We start from the raw sequence: 25,061 nt of genomic DNA on the forward strand, positions 1-25,061 counted from the left end.
GGGTGTGCCAGTGCACCCGTCGCGCTGCCCACGATCAGGCGTCCTACTAGGCTGGACCCGACGCCGGTTGGCCATGAGCCGATCGGCCACCAGGAGCGGTGCGGGCAGATGACCCCGTGCCGAGACAACCGCTAAGGAGCACACCAGTGACTGTTCGGGTAGGCGTCAACGGATTCGGCCGGATCGGCCGCAACTTCTTCCGCGCCGTCGAAGCACAAAAAGCATTGGGCACCACCGACATCGAGATCGTCGCCGTCAACGATCTGACCGACAACGCCACCCTGGCACACCTGCTGAAGTTCGATTCGATCCTGGGCCGCCTGCCGCAGGAGGTTTCCCTCGACGGCGATTTCATCGTCGTCGGCGACCAGCGCATCAAGGCCCTCGAGGTCAAGGAAGGCCCGGCGGCGCTGCCGTGGGGCGACCTCGGTGTCGACGTCGTCGTCGAATCCACCGGTATCTTCACCGCCGCGGAGAAGGCCAAGGGCCACCTCGACGCCGGCGCCAAGAAGGTCATCATCTCCGCACCGGCCTCCGGTGAGGACATCACCATCGTCATGGGTGTCAACGACGACAAGTACGACGGCAGCCAGAACATCATCTCCAACGCGTCGTGCACCACCAACTGCCTCGGCCCGTTCGCGAAGGTGCTCAACGACGAATTCGGCATCGTCTCGGGTCTGATGACCACCGTGCACGCCTACACCCAGGATCAGAACCTGCAGGACGGCCCGCACAAGGATCTGCGTCGCGCCCGCGCGGCGGCCATCAACGTGGTGCCCACCTCGACCGGCGCGGCCAAGGCCATCGGTCTGGTCCTCCCCGAACTCAAGGGCAAGCTCGACGGATACGCGCTGCGCGTGCCGATCCCGACCGGCTCGGTCACCGACCTCACCGCGATCCTGGAGAAGTCCGCGACCGCCGACGAGATCAACGCCGCGATGAAGGCCGCCGCCGAGGGTCCGCTCGAGGGCATCCTCAAGTACTACGACGCGCCGATCGTCTCCAGCGACATCGTCACCGACCCGCACAGCTCGCTGTTCGACGCCGGGCTGACCAAGGTCATCGGCAACCAGGTCAAGGCCGTCTCCTGGTACGACAACGAGTGGGGTTACTCCAACCGCCTCGTCGATCTGTCCGGCCTGGTCGGCAAGTCTCTCTGACCGACCGGTCGCTGACGAACCCAACCGTTACGGAGTAATGCTGCAATGGGTGTACCCACTCTGAAAGACCTTCTCGACGAAGGCGTTTCGGGTCGCGGTGTATTGGTTCGATCGGATTTCAACGTCCCGCTCGACGGGTCGACGATCACCGATCCGGGCCGAATCCTCGCCTCCCTGCCGACGCTGAACGCGCTCATCGACGCCGGCGCCAAGGTGATCATCACCGCGCATCTGGGCCGCCCCAAGGGTGAGCCGGATCCGAAATACTCACTGGCGCCGGTCGCCGAGCGTCTCGGCCAGGAACTGGGCCGCAACGTCCAACTCGCCGGTGATGTCGTCGGCTCCGACGCGCTCGCGCGCGCCGAGGGACTCACCGACGGTGACGTCCTGCTGCTGGAGAACGTGCGGTTCGATCCGCGCGAGACGTCCAAGGACGAGTCCGAGCGAGAGGCGCTGGCCAAGGCCTTCGTCGAACTCGTCGGTCCCGACGGCGCCTTCGTCTCCGACGGTTTCGGGGTGGTGCACCGCAAGCAGGCCTCGGTGTACGACGTCGCCAAGCTCCTCCCGCACTACGCGGGTGAGCTCGTGGCGGCCGAGGTCAAGGTGCTCTCGGCACTCACCGAGGACCCGGAACGGCCGTACGCCGTGGTGCTGGGTGGTTCCAAGGTGTCCGACAAGCTCGGCGTGATAGAGGCGCTGGCACCGAAGGTCGACACGCTGGTCATCGGCGGCGGTATGGCGTTCACGTTCCTGGCCGCCCAAGGCCATGGCGTGGGCACCTCGCTGCTGCAGGAAGACCAGATCGAGGTCTGCAAGGATCTGCTGGAGCGATTCGGTGATGTCATCCGGCTGCCCGCCGATGTGGTGGTGGCCGACAAGTTCGCCGCCGACGCGCAGTCGCAGACGGTCTCGGCCGACGCCATCCCCGACGGATGGATGGGTCTGGACATCGGGCCGGAGTCGGTGCAGCGTTTCGCCGCGCTGCTCTCGGGTGCCAAGACGATCTTCTGGAACGGGCCGTCGGGCGTGTTCGAATTCGAGAAGTTCTCCGCGGGCACCAAGGGTGTCGCCGAGGCGATCGCCGGCGCCACCAAGGCCGGTGCGTTCACCGTGGTCGGCGGCGGCGACTCCGCGGCCGCGGTGCGCACGCTGGGATTGCCGGACGACGACTTCTCGCACATCTCGACCGGTGGCGGTGCGTCGCTGGAATACCTGGAGGGCAAGGAATTGCCGGGACTGAAGGTGCTGGAATCATGAGCGGATCCCGTAAGCCGCTCATCGCGGGCAACTGGAAGATGAACCTCAATCACCTCGAGGCCATCGCGCTGGTGCAGAAGATCGCGTTTGCGCTGCCCGCCAAGTACTTCGAGAAGGTCGACGTGACGGTGATCCCGCCGTTCACCGACATCCGCTCGGTGCAGACGGTCGTCGACGGCGACAAGTTGCTGCTGACCTACGGTGCCCAGGACCTGTCGGCGCACGATTCGGGTGCCTACACCGGCGAGATCAGCGGGGCGTTCCTCGCCAAGCTCGGGTGCACCTTCGTCGTCGTCGGACATTCGGAGCGGCGCACCATGCACGCCGAGACCGACGAGGTGGTGCTCGCCAAGACCAAGGCAGCGCTCAAGCACGGTCTGACGCCGATCGTCTGCATCGGTGAGGGACTCGACATCCGGGAGTCCGGCGAGCACGTCGCCTACAACGTCGCGCAGCTGAAGGGCTCGTTGGCGGGGCTGTCGGCCGAGGACATCGCGAAGGTCGTCATCGCCTACGAGCCCGTGTGGGCGATCGGTACCGGTCGGGTGGCCAGTGCCGCCGACGCGCAGGAGGTCTGCGCGGCGGTGCGTACCACACTCGCCGAGATCGCCGATGCGTCGACAGCCGCCTCGGTGCGGGTGCTCTACGGCGGATCGGTGAACGCCAAGAACGTCGGCGACATCGTCGGCCAGACCGATGTCGATGGGGCACTGGTCGGCGGCGCGTCCCTGAAGGCCGACGAGTTCTCCACGTTGTCGGCGATCGCCGCGGGCGGCCCCCTGCCCTGAGCGCTCGCTCAAACGCGTACACTGGTCGAGCCGGTCGCATTCCTCGTGAGGTGACCGGCTCGACCATGTCGTCGGCCCCTGGCCGGACGCGACTCGATTCCAACCGACAAGGATCTGCCTGACGTGCTCGAAACAGTTCTGGACATCGGCCTGATCATCACCAGTGTGCTGCTGGTGATCCTGGTTCTGCTGCACCGGGGTAAGGGCGGTGGCCTGTCGTCGCTCTTCGGTGGCGGTGTGCAATCGAGTCTGTCCGGCTCGAGCGTCGTCGAGCGCAACCTCGACCGGTTGACGATCTTTGTCGGATTGGTGTGGTTCATCTTCATCATCGGTATCGGCGTCGACATCAAGCTGTCCGCCTGACCCGACACATTTCTCTCGACCCGATGCGGCTACGGCCGCATCGGGTCGAGTGCTTTCTGTGTACCCGACTTTCTCGACTTTCTGTGCACCCGAGATGCCCACCCGAGATGCCACCGTCACGCGCAGCCGCAATACTGGGGCAATGACCTCTCCTTCGCGCGGTGCCCCGGACTGGCGTCCTTCCATCTCGATCGTCGACCACATCGTCGTCGACGACGAGGGCCGCACCCTCACCGAACCGCTGCGTGAGGACATCCGATTGCTCGGCGGCATTCTCGGTGACATGGTGCGCGAACACTCGGGGGCGGAGGTCTTCGACCTCGTCGAGTCGGCGCGGGTGGCGGCGTTCAAGATCCGGCGGGCCGAGATCGATCGCGACGAGTTGGCTGATCTGTTCGTCGATCTCGACATCTCGGTGGCGATGCCGATCATCCGCGCGTTCAGCAACTTTGCGCTGTTGGCCAACCTGGCCGAGGACATCCACCGTGAACGCCGGCGGATGATTCACGTACGGGCCGGCGACCCGCCTCAGGACAGTAGCCTCGACGCCACATACGCCAAACTGGCCGAGGCCGGTCTCGGCGATGACGAGGTGGGTGATGCGCTCGCCGACGCGACGGTGGTGCCGGTGATCACCGCCCATCCGACAGAAACGCGCCGGCGGTCGGTGTTCGAGGCGCAGAACCGGATCACCGAGCTGATGCGATACCGGTCGCGGACCGAACTGACGCCCGCCGAGGAGGCGGCGGTCACCGAGGGAATCCGGAGGCAGATCCTCACGCTGTGGCAGACCGCGTTGATCCGCCTCGAGCGGCTCACCATCCAGGACGAGATCCGTTCGGGCCTGCGCTATTACGACGCGTCGTTCTTCGAGGTCGTGCCCAAGATCAACACCTCGGTGCGGGCCGCGTTGCGGTCGGCGTATCCGAACGCCGGTCTGGCCGACGAGCCGATGCTGCGGATGGGCTCGTGGATCGGCGGTGACCGCGACGGCAATCCGTTCGTCACCGGCGAGATCGTGGAGATGGCAACGACTCTCGCGGCGCGCACGGCGATCGGCAACCACCTGTCGGAGCTCGAGGCGCTCGCGCAGGAACTGAGCATGTCGACCCGGCTCATGACGACCTCCGACGCGGTCTACGAACTCGCCGGTGTGCCCCGCGAGGACGCGGCCGCCGACGAGCCGTTCCGTCTTGCATTGCGCCACATCCGTTCTCGGTTGGTCGCCACCGCGACCGGGCTGTTCGGTGAGGAGGTGATGAAGACCTCGGATCTGTTCCTGCTCGACGGTGCCGACGCCTACTCGACCGCCGACGAACTGCTCGCCGACCTCGACGTCATCGATGCCGGACTCCGCGCCGCCAACGACGACATCATCGCCGACGACAGGCTACTGCGGCTGCGGGAGTCGGTGCGCACCTTCGGTTTCCATCTGTCCGGGCTGGACATGCGGCAGAATTCCGACATGCACGAGGACGTCATCGCCGAACTGCTGGCGTGGGCCGGCGTGCACCCGGACTACCGATCGCTGGACGAGGCCGAGCGGGTCGAGATCCTGACCAATGAACTCGCCGCCCGGCGGCCGCTCACCCGGCCCGATGCCGAGTTGTCCGAGTTGGCGACCAAGGAACTCAACATCGTCCGTGCGGCCGCGACCGCGGTGGCGCGGTTCGGACCGCAGTCGGTGCCCAACTACATCATCAGCATGTGCACCTCGGTCAGCGACATGCTCGAGCCGATGATCCTGCTGAAAGAAGCCGGGCTGATCGACATCGACGGCGACACCGGGAAACTCATCTCGACGGTTCGAATCGTCCCACTGTTCGAGACCATCGAGGATCTGCAGCAGGGCGCCGAAACCCTGTTGGCCGCCTTGGACATCCCGCTGTACCGCGACCTCGTCGACGGGCAGTCGGGCATGCAAGAGGTCATGCTCGGCTATTCCGATTCCAACAAGGACGGCGGCTACATGGCCGCGAACTGGGCGCTCTATCGCGGCGAGCTCGATCTCGTCGAGGCCGCGGCCAAGGCCGGAATCCGGTTGCGGCTCTTCCACGGTCGCGGTGGCACCGTCGGCCGCGGTGGGGGACCGAGCTACGACGCCATCCTGGCCCAGCCGCCGGGCGCGGTCCAGGGGTCGCTGCGCATCACCGAGCAAGGTGAGATCATCGCCGCGAAATACGCCGAACCCGTCAGCGCCGAACGCAATCTGGAGACGTTGCTCGCCGCGACCATCGAGTCGTCGCTGCTCGACGTCGAGGGACTCGGGGACGAATCCGAGGACGCCTACACCACTCTCGACGAGATCGCGGCGCTGGCCCGCTCGGCCTACAGCGCGCTGGTGCACGAGACACCGGGATTCGTGGAGTACTTCACGACGTCGACACCGCTGTCGGAGATCGGTGCACTCAACATCGGCAGCCGTCCGGCGTCGCGTAAACAGACCGAGAAGATCTCCGATCTGCGGGCCATCCCATGGGTGCTGTCGTGGACGCAATCCCGCGTGATGCTGCCGGGCTGGTACGGCACCGGCGCTGCCTTCGAGCAGTGGGTCGGCGACGACGCGGACCGTCTGGCCACCCTGCAGCGGTACTACGAGAAGTGGCCGTTCTTCCGCACCGTGATGTCGAACATGGCGCAGGTGCTCGCCAAGTCGGACATGGGACTCGCGCATCGATACGCCCAGCTCGTGCCTGACGAGCAGTTGCGCGACACCGTCTTCGGGATGATCGTCGACGAGCACGAACGCACCATCGCGATGTACTCGAAGATCACCGGTACCAACGATCTTCTTGCCGACAACGCGGCACTCAAACGGTCGGTGTACAACCGCTTCCCGTACCTCGAGCCGCTGAATCTGCTACAGGTTGAGCTTCTGCGTCGGTTCCGCGCCGGTGACGATTCACCGCGAATCCGCCGAGGGATCCAGCTGACGATGAACGGTTTGGCGACCGCACTGCGCAACAGCGGCTAGGTCCTCGGTCGAGGTGCTTCCCCCGGTGGTCGAGGTGCCCGGCGCCCCAGGCGCCGGGCACCTCGAGACCCGGTGCACCACAGCTGGTTCCATCCCACAGCAAAAGCGACGTCACCGCGGATACGTGACGATCACCTGCCCCGTCCGTCGGCTCCGCCACTCCACCCTCCGATCCAGAAGGAGCGTCGGCACCCACTCCGCGAGATGCTTGCGCTGATGATCAGCCCGACACAACGGGATCAGGTCACCGAGCACCGGCCAGCCTCCGGCCTCGGGGTCGGTGTGGTTGAACGGTCGCCAATGATCGAGGTCGCACAGGTGTGACGGCATCCCGCAGTAGGGGTATCGGCACCAGGCGTCGTTGGCCAGCACCTCAGCGCGCAGTGTGGCGCTGGGTGCATACGTCAATGCCGCAGGGGGTGGCACGGTGTGACCGCCGTGTCCGGTCGGATCCGCCGGCGGTGCCTGGGGTCGGTCGGAGATCTGCGGGATCAACGGCCCAGCAGCACGGGCAGATTCGGGGTAGTGAATGGTCTTCGCCACCTCGGCCAAAGTCGTGGCGTAATCGCGGTCGATAGGCCCATATCCCTGCAACCGCGGTACGAGAATCCCGTCCGGGTCCTTCAACACGGTCAGTACGGGTGCCCCGGGTACGACCAAAGCCCGTCCGAACGCCACCGGCACCTCATCCGGCGTCGGCTCATCCATCGGGTCGGGGACCTCGGGTTCGACGACCGGCTCCACCAACTCAACCAACTCGACTGCGGGAGCGTCGGCGTCGGCAGGTTCGGGTAGCAGGTCGTCCCACGCTGCCGCATCCTCGGCGTCAGAGGGTGTTTCGGCCGAGTCCCTGTTGACGGCATCGCTGCCTTTCGTGCAGTCGTCCTGCCCGCATTCGCAGTCGAGTCGGGCTCCGGGCACGCCGGTGATCTCCCCGAGTGCGATCACCCGCACTGGCCCGACGCGTCGCGGGTCCTTACGGCAGGTCCGTTCATCGATCAGGGCGTTGATCTGGGTTGTGAGGAACACCCCGTAGTGGGCGGGGACGACCGCATCGAGGGCGGAGTGCCCAGCAACATCGGGGGTGATGGTCACATTTCCGACCAGATCGGTGATGGTGTCGCGTTCCTCGATCACACTGTCGGGGTTCATCGAAATCAACGCGGCGTCGAGTTGTTGCGAGAGCACCGGGTCGGTCGTCGCCCGAGACCCGTATTCCAGGACGATCTGTTCGAACGTCATCTCCTCGTTGTCCCCGGCCTCGACGGTGTCGGTGGTGTCGATGTTCTCGCCACGCTGCGCGGCCCGCGCCATGATCGAAGCCCGATTCGTCGACAGTTCCCCGTTCAAATACGCAGCGCGGATCAGCGGTAGCTTCTCCAGGAGGTCCGCCAGCGCTATCCAACTCCCGGCTTTGCTGCGGGAGATCTTGAACTGCAACGATACCTCGGCCCGGCCGAGTCTCTCGGCATGCTCGACGACCGACCCCCACACACCGGTCTCGGGCCGCCCGGCCAGATGCTCGTGAAATACCCGCTCCGCCAACGCGGCAGCGGCCAGCACCGTCCGGGCCTCGTACTTGCGGGACTCGCGGAGCAGGTCCGGGCCGGTCTCGGTGAGCTCATCGCGCGACATTGCTGTGATCGCGGCAGCGTCGGCATCCGGATCGGTGAACGTCAGCAGACTCGACATCTGAACAACCTCCCCTCCCGCGATCGGACTTGATGAGAACAAGTGTACGAAGGGGTACCGACAAAACCGGCCCGGCGATCGCGCGGCTCGAGAAATCTGTGGACAAGTCGTCGAGTGGGTAGTGGATGTGGTTGCGATACTTGTCATCTCACCAGGGTCTCGAGGCTCGCCGCACGCGGCTCGCACCTCGACCACCGGGGGGAGGGGCAAGCTTCGGTCGGGGAATGTTCCGTCGTTCTACTCCGGGGCTTTCCATCCGATGGTCGAGGTGCCGAGGAGCGATAGCGACGAGCCTCGAGACCCCGCTCGCCGACAGGTGTCCGCACCACCCGCCGAGCTGGAACCAGCACCGGCGCAGGCGGTCTCGAGGCTCGCCGCACGCGGCTCGCACCTCGACCACCCGGGGGAACGGCCAAGCATCCGCGATGGAAGCGCTCGACCACCGGGGGGACGGGCAAGCTTCGGTCAGGGAATTCTCCGTCGTTCTACCCCGGACCATTCCATCCGATGGTCGAGGTGCCGAGGAGCGCCAGCGACGAGCCTCGAGACCCCGCTCGCCGACAGGTATTCTCATCACCCGCGAATCGAAACCTGCACCGTGGCAGGCAGTCTCGAGGCCCAGCGCCTGGTCGCCGAGCACCTCGACCGCCGGGGAAGGGGCGGACATCGGATGGCGGAAACGTCGCTCCAACCCCGACGGGGTTTCAGGCGTCGGGGAGAGCGGAGGCCGCGGCGTGGTCGAGGAACCAGACGGTTTCCTCGGTGCCGTGGGCACCGGCGCAGGGCCAGTCGGCAGGATCGGCGCCGGCGTGAGCCGCGGCCACCGCTTGGGCCTTGTCCTCACCGGCGACGAGAAACCACACCGCCTTGCTGCGGTTGACCACCGGCAGCGTGAGGGTGATCCGCCGCGGCGGTGGTTTGGGTGAGTCCTCCACGGCAACAACGGTCTTCTGCGTCTCGGCGGTGGCGGCGCTGTGCGGGAACAGGGAGTTGATGTGGCCCTCACCGCCCATGCCGAGCAGGTGAAGATCGAACTGCGGGGACACATCGGCTCCCGCGTTTGCCAACAGGGTGGCGGCGTAATCGGCTGCCGCGGCCTCGATGTCGTCGCCGAACTCGCCGTCCGACGGTGCCATCGGATGCACCCGGGCCGGATCGACCGGCACATGGTCGAGCAGCGCGTCCCGGGCCTGCCCGTAATTGCGTTCCGGATCGCCGGTCGGGACGAATCGGTCATCGCCCCAATAGATGTCAACCTTGGACCAGTCGATGTCACCGCTGTCGTCGGCGAGGGACGCCAGAATCGCGATGCCGTTGCTACCACCGGTCAGCACCACCGACGCAACCCCACGAGCGCGCTGAGCGGCACCGATCAGATCGACGAACCGACGTGCCGCGGTGTCGACCAGAGTCTGCTTGTCATCGAAAACCAGTGTCTCGGTGGTCATGCCGGTTGTCCTTGCTGGCTCAGTTCGACGGCGCCACGAAGTGCCTGCTCGAAGACCTCGTCGGTATCGAGGCGGCGCAGTTCCTCGGCGAGATACACGGGCAGATCACGGTTGGTCATGGCGACCCGACCATCGGGCTTGCCGGGCACCGAGATCACCGCGTTGCCGTTCTGATCGATCGACAGGACCGTCGCGCCGTGGTCACGCAACAGCCGGACCTCGAAACTTCCGATCGACCGGGTGGTGGGTACGCCGAGCGCCGAATACAGCCATCCCGCAAGTAATTCGATGCCCGGGGACTGGGCCGGTCCGGTGACCACCACCGACTGGATCGGTGTGTGCGGCGGGCGATCGATCGCCGACGCGAGCAGCGCACGCCAATGCGTGATCTGGGTCCACGCGAGATCGGAGTCACCGGGGGAGTAGGTCGCCAGCCTGCGTTCGAGAACACTCTCGGGATGCGTGGACTTGCTGGCGTCGAGGATGCGTCGTCGACCGATCCGGCCCATCGGGTCGGCGGACGGATCCTCGGGTGCCGCGCCCGGCCACCAGACGACGATCGGGCAGTCCGGCAGCAGGAACGGCGTCACGACGCTGTGCGGTTGATCGGCGAGTGGCCCGGACATCGACAGGATCACCACCTCCGATGCGCCCGCGTCACCGCCCACCCTGATCTGCGCGTTGAGCAGCGACTCGCCCTTTCTGGAGCCGCACGCCAGCACGATGACCCGGCTGGGATGTTCGCTGCTGGCGCCGATCGCCGCTTCCACGGCGGCCTCGGTGGGTTCGCCGTGTTCGGCCACCACGACGAGGGTCAGCACGCGGCCGAGGCTGATCGCGCCACCGGACTCGCGGATCTCGACCATCTTCTTGGCGACGTCGTTGGTCGAGGTCTCGGGCATCTCGATGATCATCGGGGTCCTCTCACATCGGTCGTCACGGTCGGCGCCATGCGCGGCCGGTCCAGGCCATCATGTCGTCAGCCGACTTCGGGCCCCACGTCCCGGCTTCGTAGGTGTCGGGCTTACCCGACTCCGCCCAGTTCTCGAGGACGGGATCGAGGATCTCCCAAGCCAATTCGACTTCGTCGTTCACCGGGAACAACGACGGCTCACCGAGCAGCACGTCGAGGATGAGGCGTTCGTAGGCTTCCGGTGATGCCTCGGTGAAGGCCGTTCCGTAGCTGAAGTCCATGTTGACGTCGCGGACCTCCATGCTCGACGCCGGCACCTTGGACCCGAAACGCAGTGTGATGCCCTCGTCGGGCTGCACCCGGATCACCAGTGCATTCTGCGACAGCTCCTCGGTCATGGTCTTGTCGAACGGCAGGTGCGGCGCCCGTTTGAAGACCAAGGCGATCTCGGTCACCCTGCGGCCCAACCGCTTTCCGGTCCGCAGATAGAACGGCACACCGGCCCAGCGCCGCGAGTCGACCTCGAGGGCGATCGCCGCATAGGTCTCCGTGGTCGAGTCGGCCGCAAACCCCTCCTCGTCCTTGAGTCCCGGGACCTTCTCGCTACCCTGCCAGCCCGGGCCGTATTGACCGCGGGCGGTGTTCTCCTCGATCGGCAGGATGTTGCGGGTCGCCGACAGTACCTTGATCTTCTCGGCCTGTAATTGCTTGGGCTCGAAGGAGATCGGCTCCTCCATCGCCACCAGTGCCATCAGCTGCAGCAGGTGGTTCTGGATGACGTCGCGGGCGGCGCCGATCCCGTCGTAGTAGCCGGCGCGGCCACCGAGTCCGATGTCCTCTGCCATGGTGATCTGGACGTGGTCGACGTAGTGAGAACTCCACAGCGGATCGAACAGCTGATTGGCGAACCGCAGCGCGAGGATGTTCTGAACCGTCTCCTTACCCAGATAGTGGTCGATGCGGAACACCGACGACTCCGGGAAGACGGCGTTCACAATGCCGTTGAGGTCTTTCGCCGACTGCAGATCGTGGCCGAACGGTTTCTCGATGACCACCCGACGCCAGTGGTCATCACGTTCTTCGGCCAGACCGCTGCGCTGCAACTGCTCGCACACCGTCGGGAAGGCCTTCGGCGGAATCGACAGGTAGAACGCATGATTGCCGTCGGTTCCGCGCTTGTTGTCGAGATCGGCCAGCGTCGACTTGAGTCGCGCGAACGCCTCGTCGTCGTCGAACGACCCCTGTACGAAGCGGAATCCCTCGGCCAGTCGCTCCCAGACCTCCTCGCGGAACCCGGTGCGCGCATGCTGACGGACCGCGTCGTGCACCACCGTGGCGAAATCCTCGTCGTCCCAATCACGCCGGGCGAAGCCGACGAGAGCGAACGACGGTGGCAGCAAACCGCGATTGGCCAGGTCGTAGACCGCGGGCATCAACTTCTTGCGCGCGAGATCACCGGTCACGCCGAAGATGATCAGACTGCACGGGCCGGCGATGCGCGGTAGCCGCTTGTCACGCGGATCCCGAAGTGGGTTACGCCATTTCGTGGGACCGCCGGTAGGCACGTGTTCAGGCCTTCTTCGCGGCGTCGAGTTGCTCGGCGGTGGCTGCGAGCAATTCGTTCCAGGCTTCCTCGAACTTGCTGACTCCCTCGTCCTCGAGGACGACGAAGACGTCGTCGAGGTCGACGCCGAGGCCGGCGATCTTGTCGAAGACCTCCTGTGAGGCTGCCGAGGTACCGATGATCGAGTCGGTGTTGACCCAGCCGTGGTCGGCGAAGGCCTCCATCGTCTTGCCCGGCATGGTGTTGACGGTGTTTGGTGCGACGAGCTCGCTGACGTACAGCGTGTCGGGGTAGTCGGCGTTCTTGGTGCCGGTCGAGGCCCACAGCGGCCGTTGGGGATTGGCGCCCTTGTCGACCAAACCGTGGAAGCGTGACTCGACCTCGAAGATCTCCTGGTAGGCGGCGTAGGCCAGGCGGGCGTTGGCCAGCGCCGCCTTGCCCTTCAACGCGGTCGCCTCGGGTGTACCGATGGCGTCGAGACGCTTGTCGATCTCGGTGTCCACGCGGGAGACGAAGAACGAGGCGACCGAGTGGATCGTCGAGATATCGTGGCCGGCTTGCGCGGCGGCCTCGATGCCCGACAGGTAGGCGTCCATCACGCCCTGGTAGCGCTCGACGGAGAAGATCAGGGTCACGTTGACGCTGATGCCCTCGGCGAGTACCCGGGTGATCGCCGGCAGCCCGGCCTTGGTGGCGGGAATCTTGATCAGCAGGTTCGGGCGGTCGACGATCTTCCACAGTTCGATGGCTTGCGCGACTGTCTTGTCGGTGTCGTGGGCGAGTCGGGGGTCGACCTCGATCGACACCCGACCGTCGACACCGCGGGACTCGGTGAACACCGGTGCGAGGACGTCACACGCATTGCGGACGTCGTCGGTGGTGACGGTGCGGATGGTGGCATCGACGTCGGCGCCACGGGCGGCGAGCTCGTTGACCTGCTCGTCGTAGGCGTTGCCCTTCGACAGTGCGGCCTGGAAGATCGACGGGTTGGTGGTCACGCCGACCACCGAGCGGGTGTCGATGAACTCCTGCAGACCTCCCGAGGAGATCAGGTCACGGGACAGGTCATCCAGCCACACCGATACACCGGCGGCGGACAATTCGGCGAGCTTGGCGTTCTGGGTCACGGTTCTCTCCTTGCGTGCATCGCGTGGTGTCCTTGTGGGGCACGCGATCTCGGTGTGTTCGGTTGTGGTGGAAGGCGTTCGGGCGTGGGGTCAGGAGCCGACGACGCGCTGCGCGGCGGTGGCCACGGCGTCGGCGGTGATGCCGAATTTCTCGTAGAGCACCTTGTAGTCGGCCGAGGCACCGAAGTGCTCGAGGGAGATGATCTCCCCGGTATCGCCGACGACCTGATACCACGGCATGGCGATGCCGGCCTCGACGGAGACGCGAGGCACCGACGGCGGAAGCACCGAATTGCGGTATTCCGCGTCCTGCTCGAAGAACCACTCGAAGCACGGCATGGACACCACGCGTGCGCGGATTCCCTTGTCGGCCAAGGTCTTCTGTGCCTCCACGGCGAGTTGGACCTCGGAGCCGGTGCCGATCAGCACGACCTGCGGCTCGCCGTCGGCCTCCGACAACACGTACGCACCGGCCGCGACACCCTCGTACGAGGTGCCCTCGAGGACCGGCACACCCTGACGGGTCAGGCACAGGCCGACCGGATGGTCACGCCGGGTGAGCAGGTGGCGCCAGGCGTGGGCGGTCTCGTTGGCATCGGCCGGACGGACCACATCGAGGTTCGGGATGGTGCGCAGCGCCGCGAGGTGCTCGACCGGCTGGTGGGTCGGGCCGTCCTCGCCGAGGCCGATCGAGTCGTGGGTCCAGACGTAGATCGGGTCGATCGCCATCAGTGACGCCAGCCGGACCGCGGGCCGCATGTAGTCGGCGAACTGCAGGAAGGTACCGCCGTAGGCGCGGGTGGGACCGTGCAAGACGATCCCGGACAGGATCGAGCCCATGGCGTGTTCGCGGATACCGAAGTGCAGGGTGCGGCCGTAGGGGTTGGCCGTCCAGGTCTTGGTGCTGATCGACGACGGTCCGAACGAGTCGACGTCGTCCATGGTGGTGTTGTTCGAGCCCGCGAGATCGGCGGAGCCACCCCACAATTCGGGCAGGATCGGTCCGAGTGCGGAGAGTACCTTGCCCGAGGCAGCGCGGGTGGCCAGCGCTTTGCTGCCCGGCTCCCAGCTCGGCAGCACGTCGGTCCAGCCGTCGGGGAGTTCATGGGACCACAGGCGGTCGAAGAGCGCCTTGCGCTCGGGGTTGGCCGCGGCCCAGGCGTCGAAGCCCTTCTGCCACTGGGCGTGGGCGGCGGCGCCACGCTCGGTGAGCGCGCGGGTATGGGCGATGACCTCCTCGGACACCTCGAAGTTCTTGTCGGGATCGAAGCCGAGGACCTTCTTGGTGGCGGCGACCTCGTCGGCGCCCAGCGCCGATCCGTGGATCGCGCCGGTGTTCATCTTGTCCGGGGCGGGGTACCCGATGATGGTGCGCAGCACGATCAGCGACGGTTTGTCGGTGACCTGCTTCGCGGCTTCGATCGCGGCTTCGATCGCGGTGACGTTCTCGCCGCCGGAGACATGCTGCACATGCCACCCGTAGGCCTCGTAGCGGGCGGCGGTGTCCTCGGTCAGCGCGATCTGGGTGTCGTCCTCGATCGAGATGTGATTCTTGTCGTAGAAGACGATCAGGTTGCCGAGTTCCTGCGCGCCGGCCAGCGACGACGCCTCGGAGGTGACGCCCTCCTCGATGTCACCGTCGGAGGCGATCACGTAGATGTGGTGGTCGAACGGGCTGGCGCCGGCCGCGGCGTCCGGATCGAACAGGCCACGCTCGTAGCGTGCGGCATAGGCCATACCGACCGCCGAGGCCAGTCCCTGCCCGAGCGGACCGGTGGTGATCTCCACACCACGCGTGTGATGCAACTCCGGATGACCGGGGGTCTTCGACCCCCACGTGCGCAGGTCCTCGATGTCGGACAACTCCAACCCGAAGCCACCCAGATAGAGCTGGATGTACTGGGTGAGGCTGGAATGCCCGCACGACAATACGAACCGATCGCGGCCGACCCAATGGGTGTCGGTCGGATCGTGGCGCATCACCCGCTGATACAGCAGGTAGGCCAACGGGGCGAGGCTCATCGCAGTGCCCGGATGGCCACTGCCACACTTCTGGACCGCATCCGCGGCGAGGACCCGAACGGTGTCCACGGCGCGCGAATCGACCTCGGTCCACCACTCGGGGTGGGCCGCAGTGGTGAGTTCGCGGATCTCGTCTGTGTCTGCCACTGTTCTGCAGTCTCCTGTACCTATCGGGGTGCGTGCGCTCGCCGCAGCGGGGATTCGAGCAGCGGGGATTCGAGGGTCGACGCCACGCCGGACGGAACGCGAGCCGTCACGTGTGGTGGACGTCGGAGGGGCCTCACTGCTCCCAGAGTAATCGGCCACCGCCCGCCGATGCCCGGCAACCTTGTCTGCGGCGCGCAACGCGGCGCGTCGTCGGGCCCGCGGCCTGGTGGACGCATGCAATTCTTCGATCGGGTGGGGCAGCGTCTACCATGCTGTGTAGTAGCCGTGGCGCGCTGTTCGAGAGCCGGTCAACTGCCCTGAGCGCGTCCTTCGGGCAGGTAGGAGTGGACGTGAGGATTGGGGAACGTGTGAGCGGAGAAGGCACCGCTCCCGGCGGATCCACCTCCGCTCGGCACACCCAGTCCCGTGAGTCCGGCGTCGCAGAGCCGACGGATGGCGTTGTCGAGGAAACCGGCGCGACGTGGCCGCAGCGCATCCGGGCCACCGTCCTGGCCTACATCGCGCTCACCAAGCCGCGCGTCATCGAACTGCTCCTCGTCGCCACGATCCCGGTCATGCTGCAGGCCAACCGTGGCCACGTCGACATCGCGGTCATTCTGTTCACCCTGCTCGGCGGCTGGCTCGGAGCCGGCAGCGCGAACACGCTGAACATGGTCGCCGACGCCGACATCGACAAGAAGATGCGGCGCACCGCGCGCCGGCCGCTGGCCCGCAAGGCCGTCGCCACCCGCAGTGCGCTGATCTTCGGGATCGTGTTGTGGGTGGCGTCGTTCCTGGTGCTGTTCTTCGCCGCGAACCTGCTCAGCGCCCTGTTGGTGACCGCGACCATCGGCTTCTACGTCGGCGTCTACACGATGATCCTCAAGCGACGTACCTGGCAGAACGTCGTGTGGGGCGGGGCCGCGGGCTGCATGCCGACCCTGGTCGGCTGGGCGGCGGTGACCGGAACCCTGAGTTGGCAGCCGGTGGTGCTCTTCCTCGTCATCTTCTTCTGGACGCCGCCGCACACCTGGGCGCTGGCCATGCGGTATCGCGAGGACTACAAGGCCGCCGGAGTGCCGATGCTCCCGGTGATCGCCTCCGACGAGCACGTGACCCGACAGATGCTCTTCTACACCTGGGCCACGGTGCTGGCGTCACTGGCATTGATCCCGGCGGCCAGCTGGATCTACGCGGCGGTCGCGGTGCTGGCCGGCGCCTGGTTCCTCAGCCGGGTCCACAAGCTCTATCGCGACACCCGGCAGGGCGCGGAGGTGACGCCGCTCAAGATCTTCCTGCAGTCCAACGAGTACCTGGCGATCCTGTTCTGCGGACTGGCGATCGACGCCGTCGTGAACCTCCCGGTCATCACGCACGTCTTCTAGATCGCCGAGGTAACTCGTCAGTTCGGCACGAGAACCGACGTCCCGGTGGTACGCCGGCCCTCGAGATCGGCGTGAGCCTGTTCGGCATCGGCGAGACGGTACCGCTGTCCGACCCGCACCTCGACGCCGTCGGCGAGTGCTCCGAGATACTCCGATGCGCGCCATGCCAATTCGTCGGGATCGGCGATGAAATGCGCCAGGGTCGGTCGGGTCACCGACAACGAGCCCGCGCTGTTGAGACGCTGCAGATCAAATGGTGGCACCGGGCCGCTGGCCGCGCCGAAGAGCACCACGAATCCGCGAATGCCGGTCGATGCCACCGACTGGTCGAAGGTGTCTGCACCCACCCCGTCATAGGTGACCCGCACTCCGGCACCGTCGGTGAGACCTCGCACCTGCTCGACGAGGTCGTCGCCGTAGCGGAGCACGTGGTCGGCGCCGGCCGCGGCCGACAGTTCGGCCTTCTCGTCCGAGGACACCGTCGTGATCACCCGCAGACCCTTGCGCTTGGCCAGCTGGGTGAGGATCAGCCCGACGCCACCGGCACCGGCGTGCAGCAGGATCGCGTCGCCCTCGGCGGGGTGCGCGCTGCCGTCGAGCAGATAGTGCGCGGTCAGCCCACGCAACAACGAACTCCCGGCGACCTCGTCGGAGACACCGTCGGGGATCGGCACCGCGCGAGCGGCACGGACCGCCACGAGCTCGCCGTAGCTGGCTGGAGCATCGCACCAGCAGACGCGAGTGCCGACACCGAGATCGGAGACCTCCGAGCCGACCGCCACGATCTCACCGGCACCCTCGGTACCGGGCACATACGGCGGTTGTGAGGGATACAGACCACGGCGAAGGTAGGTGTCGATGAAGTTGACGCCGACGGCGGTGACGCGAACGAGAACCTCGTCGGCAGCGGGGATCGGATCGTCGACCGTCCCGTAGCTCAAGACATCCGGACCGCCGTGTCGAGTGACCTGAATTGCGCGCATGAGTCGTTTCTACACCCCGGCCGAGACGTCGGAATCATCACGGTTTCTCGGCGGCTCCGGTGACCGGGGGTTCCACCGACCACGGGAAATCGATCCACTTGGCGGTGGTGCGCCAGCAGTAGTCGGGAGTGGTGATCGTGTGCGGCTTCTGATAGATCACCGCGTTGCGGACCTCGGCGACGCGGCCCTGGTGCTCGCAGAAGTCGTCGACGAGGGCGAGGGTCTTGCCGGAGTCGGCGACGTCGTCGACGACGAGCACCTTCTGATCGTGTAGTCCACTGCTCTCCAGCAGTGACGGCAGCATCACCGGTTCGGCCAGGGTCTCGCCGATGCCGGTGTAGAAGGCCACGTTCAGCGAGATCATCAGCTTGCAGTCGAGCGCATAGGCGATCGCGCCGGCCGGGATGAGACCTCCGCGGGCGATGCCCAGGATGATGTCGGGGACGAAGCCGTCGTCGGCGATCTGCTGGGCGAGGTCGCGGCATGCCCGGCCGTTCATCTCCCAGGTCAGCTTTTCGCGCTCGTCTGGGGCCGGCGGGGTCGTGGCGGAGGCGTTCATGGCAGTGACTCTGCCAAGTTTCGGGCGGCGGCACATGTTGAGAGCGATGGTGGCGCGTGTCTACCCGGCGGCCCCATCTCGGTATGCTCGATGACCATGAGCGAGCAGCCCGCAGCCGAGAACTCCGAGACCTCCACCGCCGCCCCGACCGTGTCGGTACCGCGAGACGTGGTGTCCTCGATCGAGAAGTTCGTCAGCCGGGAAGGCGGGTCGGCCAAGGCCGTCTTGCAGCCGATCGGCGCGGCCGGCGTGCGGATCACTCTCGTCGGCGAACAGGGTGGCATCCTCGGCGATCGCGTGGTCGCCGACCTCGCGACCGCCACCGCAGTCGTGGAAGCGGTGGCCGGCGTCGAGACCGCCGAGTGGGACCGCGACCTGACGTCGTCGACGACCGTCGAGCCGTCGCACTATCGCAAGATGGCCGGCTGGGTCGCCGGACAGAAGCACTTTCCCAAGCCGCGTAATCAAGCCATTCTCTGAGTCGGTATCCCGGGACTGGAAGCCGAGGTGACCGGGGACTCAGCCGGCTTCCTCGGGCTCGACCGGGTCCGACCCGGCGAAGACGCTGCACTCCGGGCACCGGGTCAACAGGTCGTGGCGACATTCCACGACATGGACGAGAAACGACTCCGCGTCCGCCAATCGACGGCGCCGCACCCGGATCTCGTCGATCCGTCGATCGATGATCTGGCGGCGCTCGGCTGCGTCGCGATCGAGTACGACGCGTATTTCTCGCAAGCTCATTCCGACGTGCTGGCACGCGCGCAGTACGTGTAGACGGCTCACGTGCTCGGCGCTGTACTCGCGATGCCCGGCCAGGGTGCGGTCGGGCACGACGACGCCCATGTCATCCAGTGACGCAGGACATGTACTTCGACGCCGACCAGTGCGGCCGCTTCGGCGATGCGCATCACCACATCATGCCTTGACCTCAGGTCGACCTGAGGTCCTACGGTTCGGGGATGCCTTTCACAGCCGATGCATTGCCCACGCCCGCCATCGTCGAGATCGACGGCGCCGCCATCGCGACCTATGTCCTCGAGCCCCCTCGGGGCCGGCGGAAAGGCCCCGATGTGGTGTGCACGCACGGTACTCCGTGGTCGGCGGGGGTGTGGTTACCGGTGGCCCGGCGATTGGCCGAGCGCCATCGTGTCTTCCTGTGGGACATGCCCGGCTACGGTCGGTCGACCAAGGGTCCGGAGGTGCCGGTTGATCTGATCGCGCAACGGCAACGTTTCGCCGAACTCGTGCGTATCTGGAACCCAGTCCGCCCCCATGTACTCGCGCACGACATCGGTGGGGCGGTCACGCTCGGCGCGCACCTGTTCGACGGAGTCGCGATGAGCGGTGTCTACCTGCTCGACGCGGTGACGCTGCGCCCATGGGGCTCTGCGTTCTTCGCGCTGGTGGGCAGGCACGCCGAGGTTTTCCAACAACTTCCCGCGGATCTGCACGAGGCGCTCGTGCATCGCTACATCGCCGGTGCCGCCGTCGTCGATCTGCCACACGACACAGTGCGCGGGCTGGTCGAACCGTGGCTCGGTGAGGTGGGCCAAGCTGCGTTCTATCGACAGGTCGCGCAGCTGTCGGAGGACCACACCGAACCGATCTGTGCGCGACTGGCGGACGTCACATGTCGGGTCGAGATCGGCTGGGGGGTGAACGATCCGTGGTTGCCGGTCGAACAGGCCGGCCGGCTTCGAGACGCGTTGCCCGGCGATGTCGTCGTCACGCTGCTCGACGGCGTCGGGCACCTTGCACCTCTGGAACGCACAGAGGAACTCGTCGGGCACATTCGGCGCTGGCTGGCGCGGTGAGGTCGCGTGGGCTCCAGTGCCCTCAGGTGAGGGGTACCGGGTCTCCAGATGGGCTGTCCGACAACCGGAACCACAGCACCAGCCAGGTGGCTCCGATCAGCAGCAGCCCGCTGCCCAGCATGTGCAGCAGCACCAGCAGGATGGGCAGGTCGGTGAAGTACTGCACCATGCCGATGATCCCCTGCAGGACCAGCAGCCCCGCGTAGGTGAGGGCCGCCCGGGATTGCGGCATCCGCATGACCCGCGTGATGACCACAACCGCGATTGCCAAACCGATGAGGACGAAGACCGAGTCGGCGTGTAGCTGCGTCGTCTGCGATGGCGTCAGGCCGTTGCGGTGGGCATGGACGTCGCCGGCGTGCGGACCGGAGCCGGTGACGACGGTGCCGAGATAGATCGCGATCCACGTGACCGCGTACACGAGCCACGCCATGATCAGGCCGACGCGTGCGGCGATGCCCGTCACCGCGGATTCCCGTGGATACGGACTCGTGCGGAACACGAGCACCGTGGCTCCCGACACCAACAGCATCGACAGCAAGAAGTGCAGTGAGACCACCCATGGGTTCAGGTCGGTCAGTACGGTGATGCCGCCGACGACACCCTGAAAGGGAATGCCCAGCGCGAGCAGGACCACCAGGACACGGTTGCGGCGCTGCGAAGACGCCTGACGCCACACCGCGACGACCGCGGCAATCGCGATGATGGTGAGCACCCACGTGAGCATGCGGTTACCGAATTCGATGGCCGCGTGATAGCCCATCGCCTCGTGCGGGACGAACGAACCGTCGGTGCACTGCGGCCAGGTGGGACACCCCAATCCGGAGCCGGTCAGCCGGACGGCGCCGCCGGTGACGACGATGCCCACGTTGGCGACCAGCAGAGCGATCGCCCAGCGATGGACGAAACGGATCGTCGGGCGACCGAAGCCGGGGACACGGGCCAGGCCCGAGCGCGTGGTCGCGACGGGCGCGGGCCGGTCGGCGGCCGCGGGGGTCTTCTCTGAAGTCGTCATCGGGGTCCCGCAATCGTGAGAGCTGTCGGGGGAGTGGGCAGGTGGGGCGATCTCACTCGAATCGGAACCACCTGACCGCGAGGGCGCCGGTGACCGCCGCCCACGCCAGCAGCACCACAACGCCGACGACGTCGACACTGCCGTGCGTGGCCTGCTCGAGGGCTTCGGTGAGCGCACCGGAGGGCACACATCGGGCCACCCACCACACGGCGTCGGGGATCCGTGACTGCATGACGACGACGCTGCCGACGCCGACCATCGCGAACCACAGCAGATTTGCGAGAGCGAGCACGACCTCGGCCTTCAGTGTTCCGCCCAGCAGGAGGCCCATCGCCGAGAAGGCGGCGGTGCCCAGGGCGATCACGAGTGCACCGATCGCCAGGCCGCCGAGACCGGGACGCCAGCCGAAGCCGGCGCCGATGGCGCCGATGATCACCGACTGCAACACCACTACGGCCACCACCGCCAGCGACTTGCCGACGATGATGCCCCACCGTGGAATCGGCGTTGCCCCAAGGCGTTTGAGTGCTCCGTAGCGTCGGTCGAAGCCGACGGCGATGGCCTGCCCGGTGAACGCCGTCGACATCACTGCGACGGTCATGATCGCCGGGACGAAGGTCGCCGCGCGTTCGGCGGTACTCGATCCGAGGTCGGTGTCGAGGGGTAGCAGGCACAATCCGATCAGCAGCGTGATCGGGATGAACATGGTGAGCAGGAGTTGTTCGCCGTTGCGCAGCAGCAGCCGCAGTTCGAGACGGGTCTGCGCCGCGAGCATCGCCACGAGTGGCGCCGCCCCGCCACGTGGGGTGAAGGTGCCCGGCGGGAAACGCACCGGGCCCGCGGCGGATCCCACGGTTGTCGAGTCGGTCATCGCAGGGCCCTGCCGGTCAGATCCAGGAACACGTCTTCGAGACTGCGTGTCTCCACCCTCAAATCGGTCGCCAGTACGTTGATCTTCGCGCACCACGCGGTCACCGTCGCCAACACCTGCGGGGTCATCGACCCGACCACCAGATAGCTGCCGGGCGCGGTCTCCGAACACACGTAACCCTCGGGTAACGCCAGCGTCAGCAACGTCAGGTCGAGTCCGCGCGGAGCGCTGAACCGCAGCTCGTTCTCGGCGCCGCGGCTGGTGAGATCGGCGGGTGTACCGGCTGCGACGACACGACCGCTGTCGATGATGACGACGTGATCGGCGAGGTGCTCGGCCTCGTCCATCAGGTGGGTGGTCAGCAGCACCGACACCCCGTCGCCGCGCAGGCGGTCGATGATCTCCCACACGACCAGTCGGGCGTGCGCGTCGAGCCCTGCGGTGGGCTCGTCGAGGAACACCAGTTCGGGGCGCCCGACGATGGCGCACGCCAACGACAAGCGCTGCTGCTGGCCACCGGACAGACGGCGAAACGGTGTGCGGGCGGCATCACGCAAACCCAGAGCGTCGAGCAGCCAGTCCGGATCAATCGGGTCGGCGCAGTACGACGCGCACAGTCGCAGCATCTCTTCGGCACGCGCGCCGGGGTAGGCGCCGCCGCCCTGCAGCATCACGCCGACGCGTCGACGTAGCGCGTCGTTGTCGTGCCGGGGATCGAGGCCGAGGACGGTGACCGTTCCTGCATCGGGGGTCAGGAAGCCCTCACAGATCTCGACCGTGGTGGTCTTGCCCGCGCCGTTGGGGCCGAGGAGGGCGAGGATCGACCCTGCGGGGAGTTCGAGATCGAGGCCGTCGACGGCGATCCGGTCGCCGAAGCGCTTGACCAGTCCGCACACCTGAAGGGCGGGGGCGTCGACGCCGACAACGGTCCGCGCTTCGGGGGACGGGCCGTCGAGGTGACGATCCGTCATCGGATCGTCGCTCGACGGCGAGGAGGTCGCGCTGCGCACACTGGTCAGACTATGCCTTCGTGCGCACAGGTAAAAAACCGTCGACCGCGTGCGCTCGCGTCCGCGTGAACACCGTCGATCACGCCGCGGTGTCGGTGTGTTCGGGGGTCGGGCGCTTCGACCAGCGCCGTCGCGGACGCCACCGAGGCCAGTCCTCGAAGAACAGTGCCGTCATCACCGCGACCATGATCACACCGGCCAGCAGCCCCTGGGCGAGGACCACGCCGCTGGTGTTGGAGCTGGTGGGCATGACGACGATCGCGATGATGGCCGAGACGGTGATGGTCGCGATACGGAACCACGGCCGGGTCGCCCAGGCCGCGAGCGGGATGACCGCCCAGAGCAAATACCAGGCCTGGACGAAGGGGAAGAAGACGACGACCGTCGCCATCGACACACCCAACGCTCCCAGCGGGTGCAGGCGCCCGGCCAACGTCGCGAGCATCCAGCGGACCACGAAGACCGCGGCGATGACCTGGCCCAGCGGCCGGACGACGTCGAGGATCGCCTGGGTTTGGTCGCCGAGACCGAGGAAGACCCCGACCCGCCCGGCAGACACCGACAGCAACGTCGGCATCGACATCCACGAGCGGACGACAGCGCCGGTCGACAGTGTCGAGGTCCAGCCGAAGCCGAGGCCGGTGCCCACGCAGATGACCACCATCACGACCGCGAGCACGGCACCGAGCAGGCCCGCGGAGGCGGCCAACGCCCACACCGTGGCGCGTGACCTCGCCCACCACTGGCGAATCGGTGCCCCACGCAACGCGGGCAGGCATGCACCCCACCGTTGGGCCAATGCGATCCCCACGAACCCGAGCGCGAGGACGGAGGTGAACTTCACCAGTGAGCTGGTCGCGATCACTGCGGCTCCGGCGAGCAACAGCCACCCGGCACCGGTCGGCCGCCACGATCCCGGCGTGCGGAGCCGCTGCGCACCGTAGATCGCGCGGAAGCACAACTCGATGCCGACCAGCATGAGCCCGAGCATGAGTGCCTCGTTGTGGATGCCACCCACCAGATGCAGGATGACCAGCGGGTTCATCGCCCCCAACCACAATGCGGCCACCGGCGAGACCCCGCACCGCCGCGCCAGCCGGGGCAGCGCCCACACGATCAACGCCAGCCCGACCAACGCCACCAGGCGGTGCAGGAAGATGGCCGCGGTGATGTTGTCGCCGGTCACCGCGGTGATGCCCTTGCCGATCCAGATGAAGAACGGACCGTACGGCGCAGGCGTGTCACGCCAGAGGTTGGGTACCGACCTGGTGAGGACGTTGCCCACACCGAGTCCGTGCAGCGGACTGACCGTGTAGGGGTCCATTCCGCGATAGGCGATCGCCGACTGCGCGAGATAGGAGTAGATGTCCTTGCTGAGCAGGGGCGGCGCGACGATGATCGGCGCGATCCACAGCAGAAGGGTGCGATCGGCCTGCTGACGGGTCATCCGGCGCGCCGGACTGCGGCCGTGGAGGACCTCGACGCTGAAGCGTCCGACCGCGAACCGCCCGATCAGCAGCCATGCGACGACGAGCATGATGGTCCCGCCGATCGACAGCGTCAGCGCGGTGCTCCACATCCGCGACGGCAGCGACAGCACACGCATACCGGCCACCGGGTTCTGGAGCACCGGGATCTGCCCGGTGCCCAACGACCCGACGAGCATCAGGATGGTGCCGGTCGCGCCGAACAATTTGATGCGCAGCAGCCGGCGGTTCTCGGCGGCGTCGAGGGGACCGACCTCGTGCTCGGGGTCGTGCAGTTTGGCCACGGTGACGCCGTAGTAGCCGCGACGGTCGGGATCGCGCCGGGCCCGCCGCGCAGGTGCGCCCAACCCGACGTAGTCCAGGGTTCGGCGCAGTACCGAGGCCTCTGACGCGGGTGATTCCGACACACGACGACTGTAGTGGGTGACCGCACCGCCGCCGACGAGGTGGCGGCCGTGATCTCGTCGGGTACGGCG

At 66.8% G+C, this 25,061-nt stretch carries 21 protein-coding genes; 8 read left to right on the forward strand and 13 right to left on the reverse strand.

Annotated elements, in window-relative coordinates; genetic code table 11:
* Positions 1-146 precede the first annotated feature (146 nt).
* The 5 genes from gap to ppc all read left to right on the forward strand — a co-directional run bounded on the left by gap (position 147) and on the right by ppc (position 6,545).
* A complete protein-coding gene (gene gap, locus GOPIP_RS13725) occupies positions 147-1,163 on the forward strand; it encodes a type I glyceraldehyde-3-phosphate dehydrogenase (RefSeq protein WP_006370293.1) in 1,017 nt (338 codons plus the stop codon).
* 45 nt (positions 1,164-1,208) lie between these two features.
* A complete protein-coding gene (locus GOPIP_RS13730; RefSeq protein ID WP_006370294.1) occupies positions 1,209-2,420 on the forward strand; it encodes a phosphoglycerate kinase in 1,212 nt (403 codons plus the stop codon).
* Positions 2,417-3,208, forward strand: coding sequence for a triose-phosphate isomerase (tpiA, locus tag GOPIP_RS13735; protein WP_006370295.1), 792 nt, complete (start codon positions 2,417-2,419; stop codon positions 3,206-3,208). The genes GOPIP_RS13730 and tpiA overlap by 4 nt, the downstream gene beginning before the upstream one ends.
* Before the next feature lie 123 nt (positions 3,209-3,331).
* Positions 3,332-3,571 carry a preprotein translocase subunit SecG gene (secG, locus tag GOPIP_RS13740; protein WP_006370296.1) on the forward strand — a complete coding sequence of 80 codons (240 nt, stop codon included), beginning with the start codon at positions 3,332-3,334 and terminating at the stop codon, positions 3,569-3,571.
* Positions 3,572-3,713: 142 nt separating this feature from the next.
* Positions 3,714-6,545 carry a phosphoenolpyruvate carboxylase gene (ppc, locus tag GOPIP_RS13745; protein WP_006370297.1) on the forward strand — a complete coding sequence of 944 codons (2,832 nt, stop codon included), beginning with the start codon at positions 3,714-3,716 and terminating at the stop codon, positions 6,543-6,545.
* Between the two features lie 111 nt (positions 6,546-6,656).
* Here ppc and GOPIP_RS13750 read toward each other — a convergent pair whose 3' ends face one another.
* The 6 genes from GOPIP_RS13750 to tkt form a co-directional block, all read right to left on the reverse strand.
* Positions 6,657-8,237: an HNH endonuclease signature motif containing protein gene (locus GOPIP_RS13750; protein ID WP_006370298.1), complete on the reverse strand. Its 1,581-nt coding sequence runs from the start codon at positions 8,235-8,237 to the stop codon at positions 6,657-6,659.
* 704 nt (positions 8,238-8,941) lie between these two features.
* Positions 8,942-9,685 carry a 6-phosphogluconolactonase gene (gene pgl / locus GOPIP_RS13755; RefSeq protein ID WP_006370299.1) on the reverse strand — a complete coding sequence of 248 codons (744 nt, stop codon included), beginning with the start codon at positions 9,683-9,685 and terminating at the stop codon, positions 8,942-8,944.
* Positions 9,682-10,599: a glucose-6-phosphate dehydrogenase assembly protein OpcA gene (locus tag GOPIP_RS13760; protein WP_006370300.1), complete on the reverse strand. Its 918-nt coding sequence runs from the start codon at positions 10,597-10,599 to the stop codon at positions 9,682-9,684. The genes pgl and GOPIP_RS13760 overlap by 4 nt, the downstream gene beginning before the upstream one ends.
* Positions 10,600-10,621: 22 nt before the next feature.
* Positions 10,622-12,163: a glucose-6-phosphate dehydrogenase gene (gene zwf, locus GOPIP_RS13765; protein WP_006370301.1), complete on the reverse strand. Its 1,542-nt coding sequence runs from the start codon at positions 12,161-12,163 to the stop codon at positions 10,622-10,624.
* A gap of 4 nt (positions 12,164-12,167) precedes the next feature.
* Positions 12,168-13,289 (reverse strand): transaldolase, encoded by a 1,122-nt coding sequence (gene tal / locus GOPIP_RS13770; protein ID WP_006370302.1) that lies wholly within the window; start codon positions 13,287-13,289, stop codon positions 12,168-12,170.
* Between the two features lie 90 nt (positions 13,290-13,379).
* A complete protein-coding gene (tkt, locus tag GOPIP_RS13775) occupies positions 13,380-15,458 on the reverse strand; it encodes a transketolase (RefSeq protein WP_006370303.1) in 2,079 nt (692 codons plus the stop codon).
* Positions 15,459-15,826: 368 nt separating this feature from the next.
* Between tkt and GOPIP_RS13780 the strand changes: the two genes are divergently transcribed.
* A complete protein-coding gene (locus GOPIP_RS13780) occupies positions 15,827-16,843 on the forward strand; it encodes a heme o synthase (protein WP_170320204.1) in 1,017 nt (338 codons plus the stop codon).
* 17 nt (positions 16,844-16,860) lie between these two features.
* Here the strand turns inward: GOPIP_RS13780 and GOPIP_RS13785 are convergent, their stop codons facing one another.
* Positions 16,861-17,826 carry a quinone oxidoreductase family protein gene (locus GOPIP_RS13785; protein ID WP_006370305.1) on the reverse strand — a complete coding sequence of 322 codons (966 nt, stop codon included), beginning with the start codon at positions 17,824-17,826 and terminating at the stop codon, positions 16,861-16,863.
* Between the two features lie 37 nt (positions 17,827-17,863).
* Positions 17,864-18,385, reverse strand: coding sequence for a phosphoribosyltransferase (locus tag GOPIP_RS13790; RefSeq protein ID WP_006370306.1), 522 nt, complete (start codon positions 18,383-18,385; stop codon positions 17,864-17,866).
* A gap of 90 nt (positions 18,386-18,475) precedes the next feature.
* Between GOPIP_RS13790 and GOPIP_RS13795 the strand changes: the two genes are divergently transcribed.
* Entirely contained in the window at positions 18,476-18,865 is a 390-nt protein-coding gene (locus GOPIP_RS13795) for a hypothetical protein (protein WP_006370307.1), read from the forward strand.
* 39 nt (positions 18,866-18,904) lie between these two features.
* On the opposite strand, the gene GOPIP_RS28305 is transcribed toward GOPIP_RS13795, so the two are convergent.
* The gene (locus GOPIP_RS28305; protein ID WP_081482504.1) at positions 18,905-19,231 is read right to left on the reverse strand and encodes a MerR family transcriptional regulator; all 327 of its coding nucleotides are present in this window, start codon (positions 19,229-19,231) and stop codon (positions 18,905-18,907) included.
* Between the two features lie 116 nt (positions 19,232-19,347).
* Here GOPIP_RS28305 and GOPIP_RS13805 point away from each other — a divergent pair, with 116 nt between their 5' ends.
* A complete protein-coding gene (locus GOPIP_RS13805) occupies positions 19,348-20,202 on the forward strand; it encodes an alpha/beta fold hydrolase (protein WP_006370309.1) in 855 nt (284 codons plus the stop codon).
* Positions 20,203-20,224: 22 nt separating this feature from the next.
* Here the strand turns inward: GOPIP_RS13805 and GOPIP_RS13810 are convergent, their stop codons facing one another.
* The 4 genes from GOPIP_RS13810 to mptB form a co-directional block, all read right to left on the reverse strand.
* On the reverse strand, positions 20,225-21,217 hold the full coding sequence (locus tag GOPIP_RS13810; protein ID WP_006370310.1) for a COX15/CtaA family protein: 993 nt from the start codon (positions 21,215-21,217) through the stop codon (positions 20,225-20,227).
* A 52-nt stretch (positions 21,218-21,269) separates the two neighbouring features.
* Positions 21,270-22,088, reverse strand: a complete 819-nt coding sequence (locus tag GOPIP_RS13815) for an ABC transporter permease (protein ID WP_006370311.1) — start codon at positions 22,086-22,088, stop codon at positions 21,270-21,272.
* Positions 22,085-23,059, reverse strand: a complete 975-nt coding sequence (locus GOPIP_RS13820) for an ABC transporter ATP-binding protein (RefSeq protein WP_006370312.1) — start codon at positions 23,057-23,059, stop codon at positions 22,085-22,087. Before GOPIP_RS13820 ends, GOPIP_RS13815 begins: the two co-directional genes overlap by 4 nt.
* Before the next feature lie 118 nt (positions 23,060-23,177).
* Positions 23,178-24,992: a polyprenol phosphomannose-dependent alpha 1,6 mannosyltransferase MptB gene (mptB, locus tag GOPIP_RS13825; protein ID WP_006370313.1), complete on the reverse strand. Its 1,815-nt coding sequence runs from the start codon at positions 24,990-24,992 to the stop codon at positions 23,178-23,180.
* Positions 24,993-25,061: the final 69 nt, after the last annotated feature.

Origin of the sequence: Gordonia polyisoprenivorans NBRC 16320 = JCM 10675, assembly GCF_000241325.1 — a bacterium.
GTDB lineage: Bacteria > Actinomycetota > Actinomycetes > Mycobacteriales > Mycobacteriaceae > Gordonia > Gordonia polyisoprenivorans.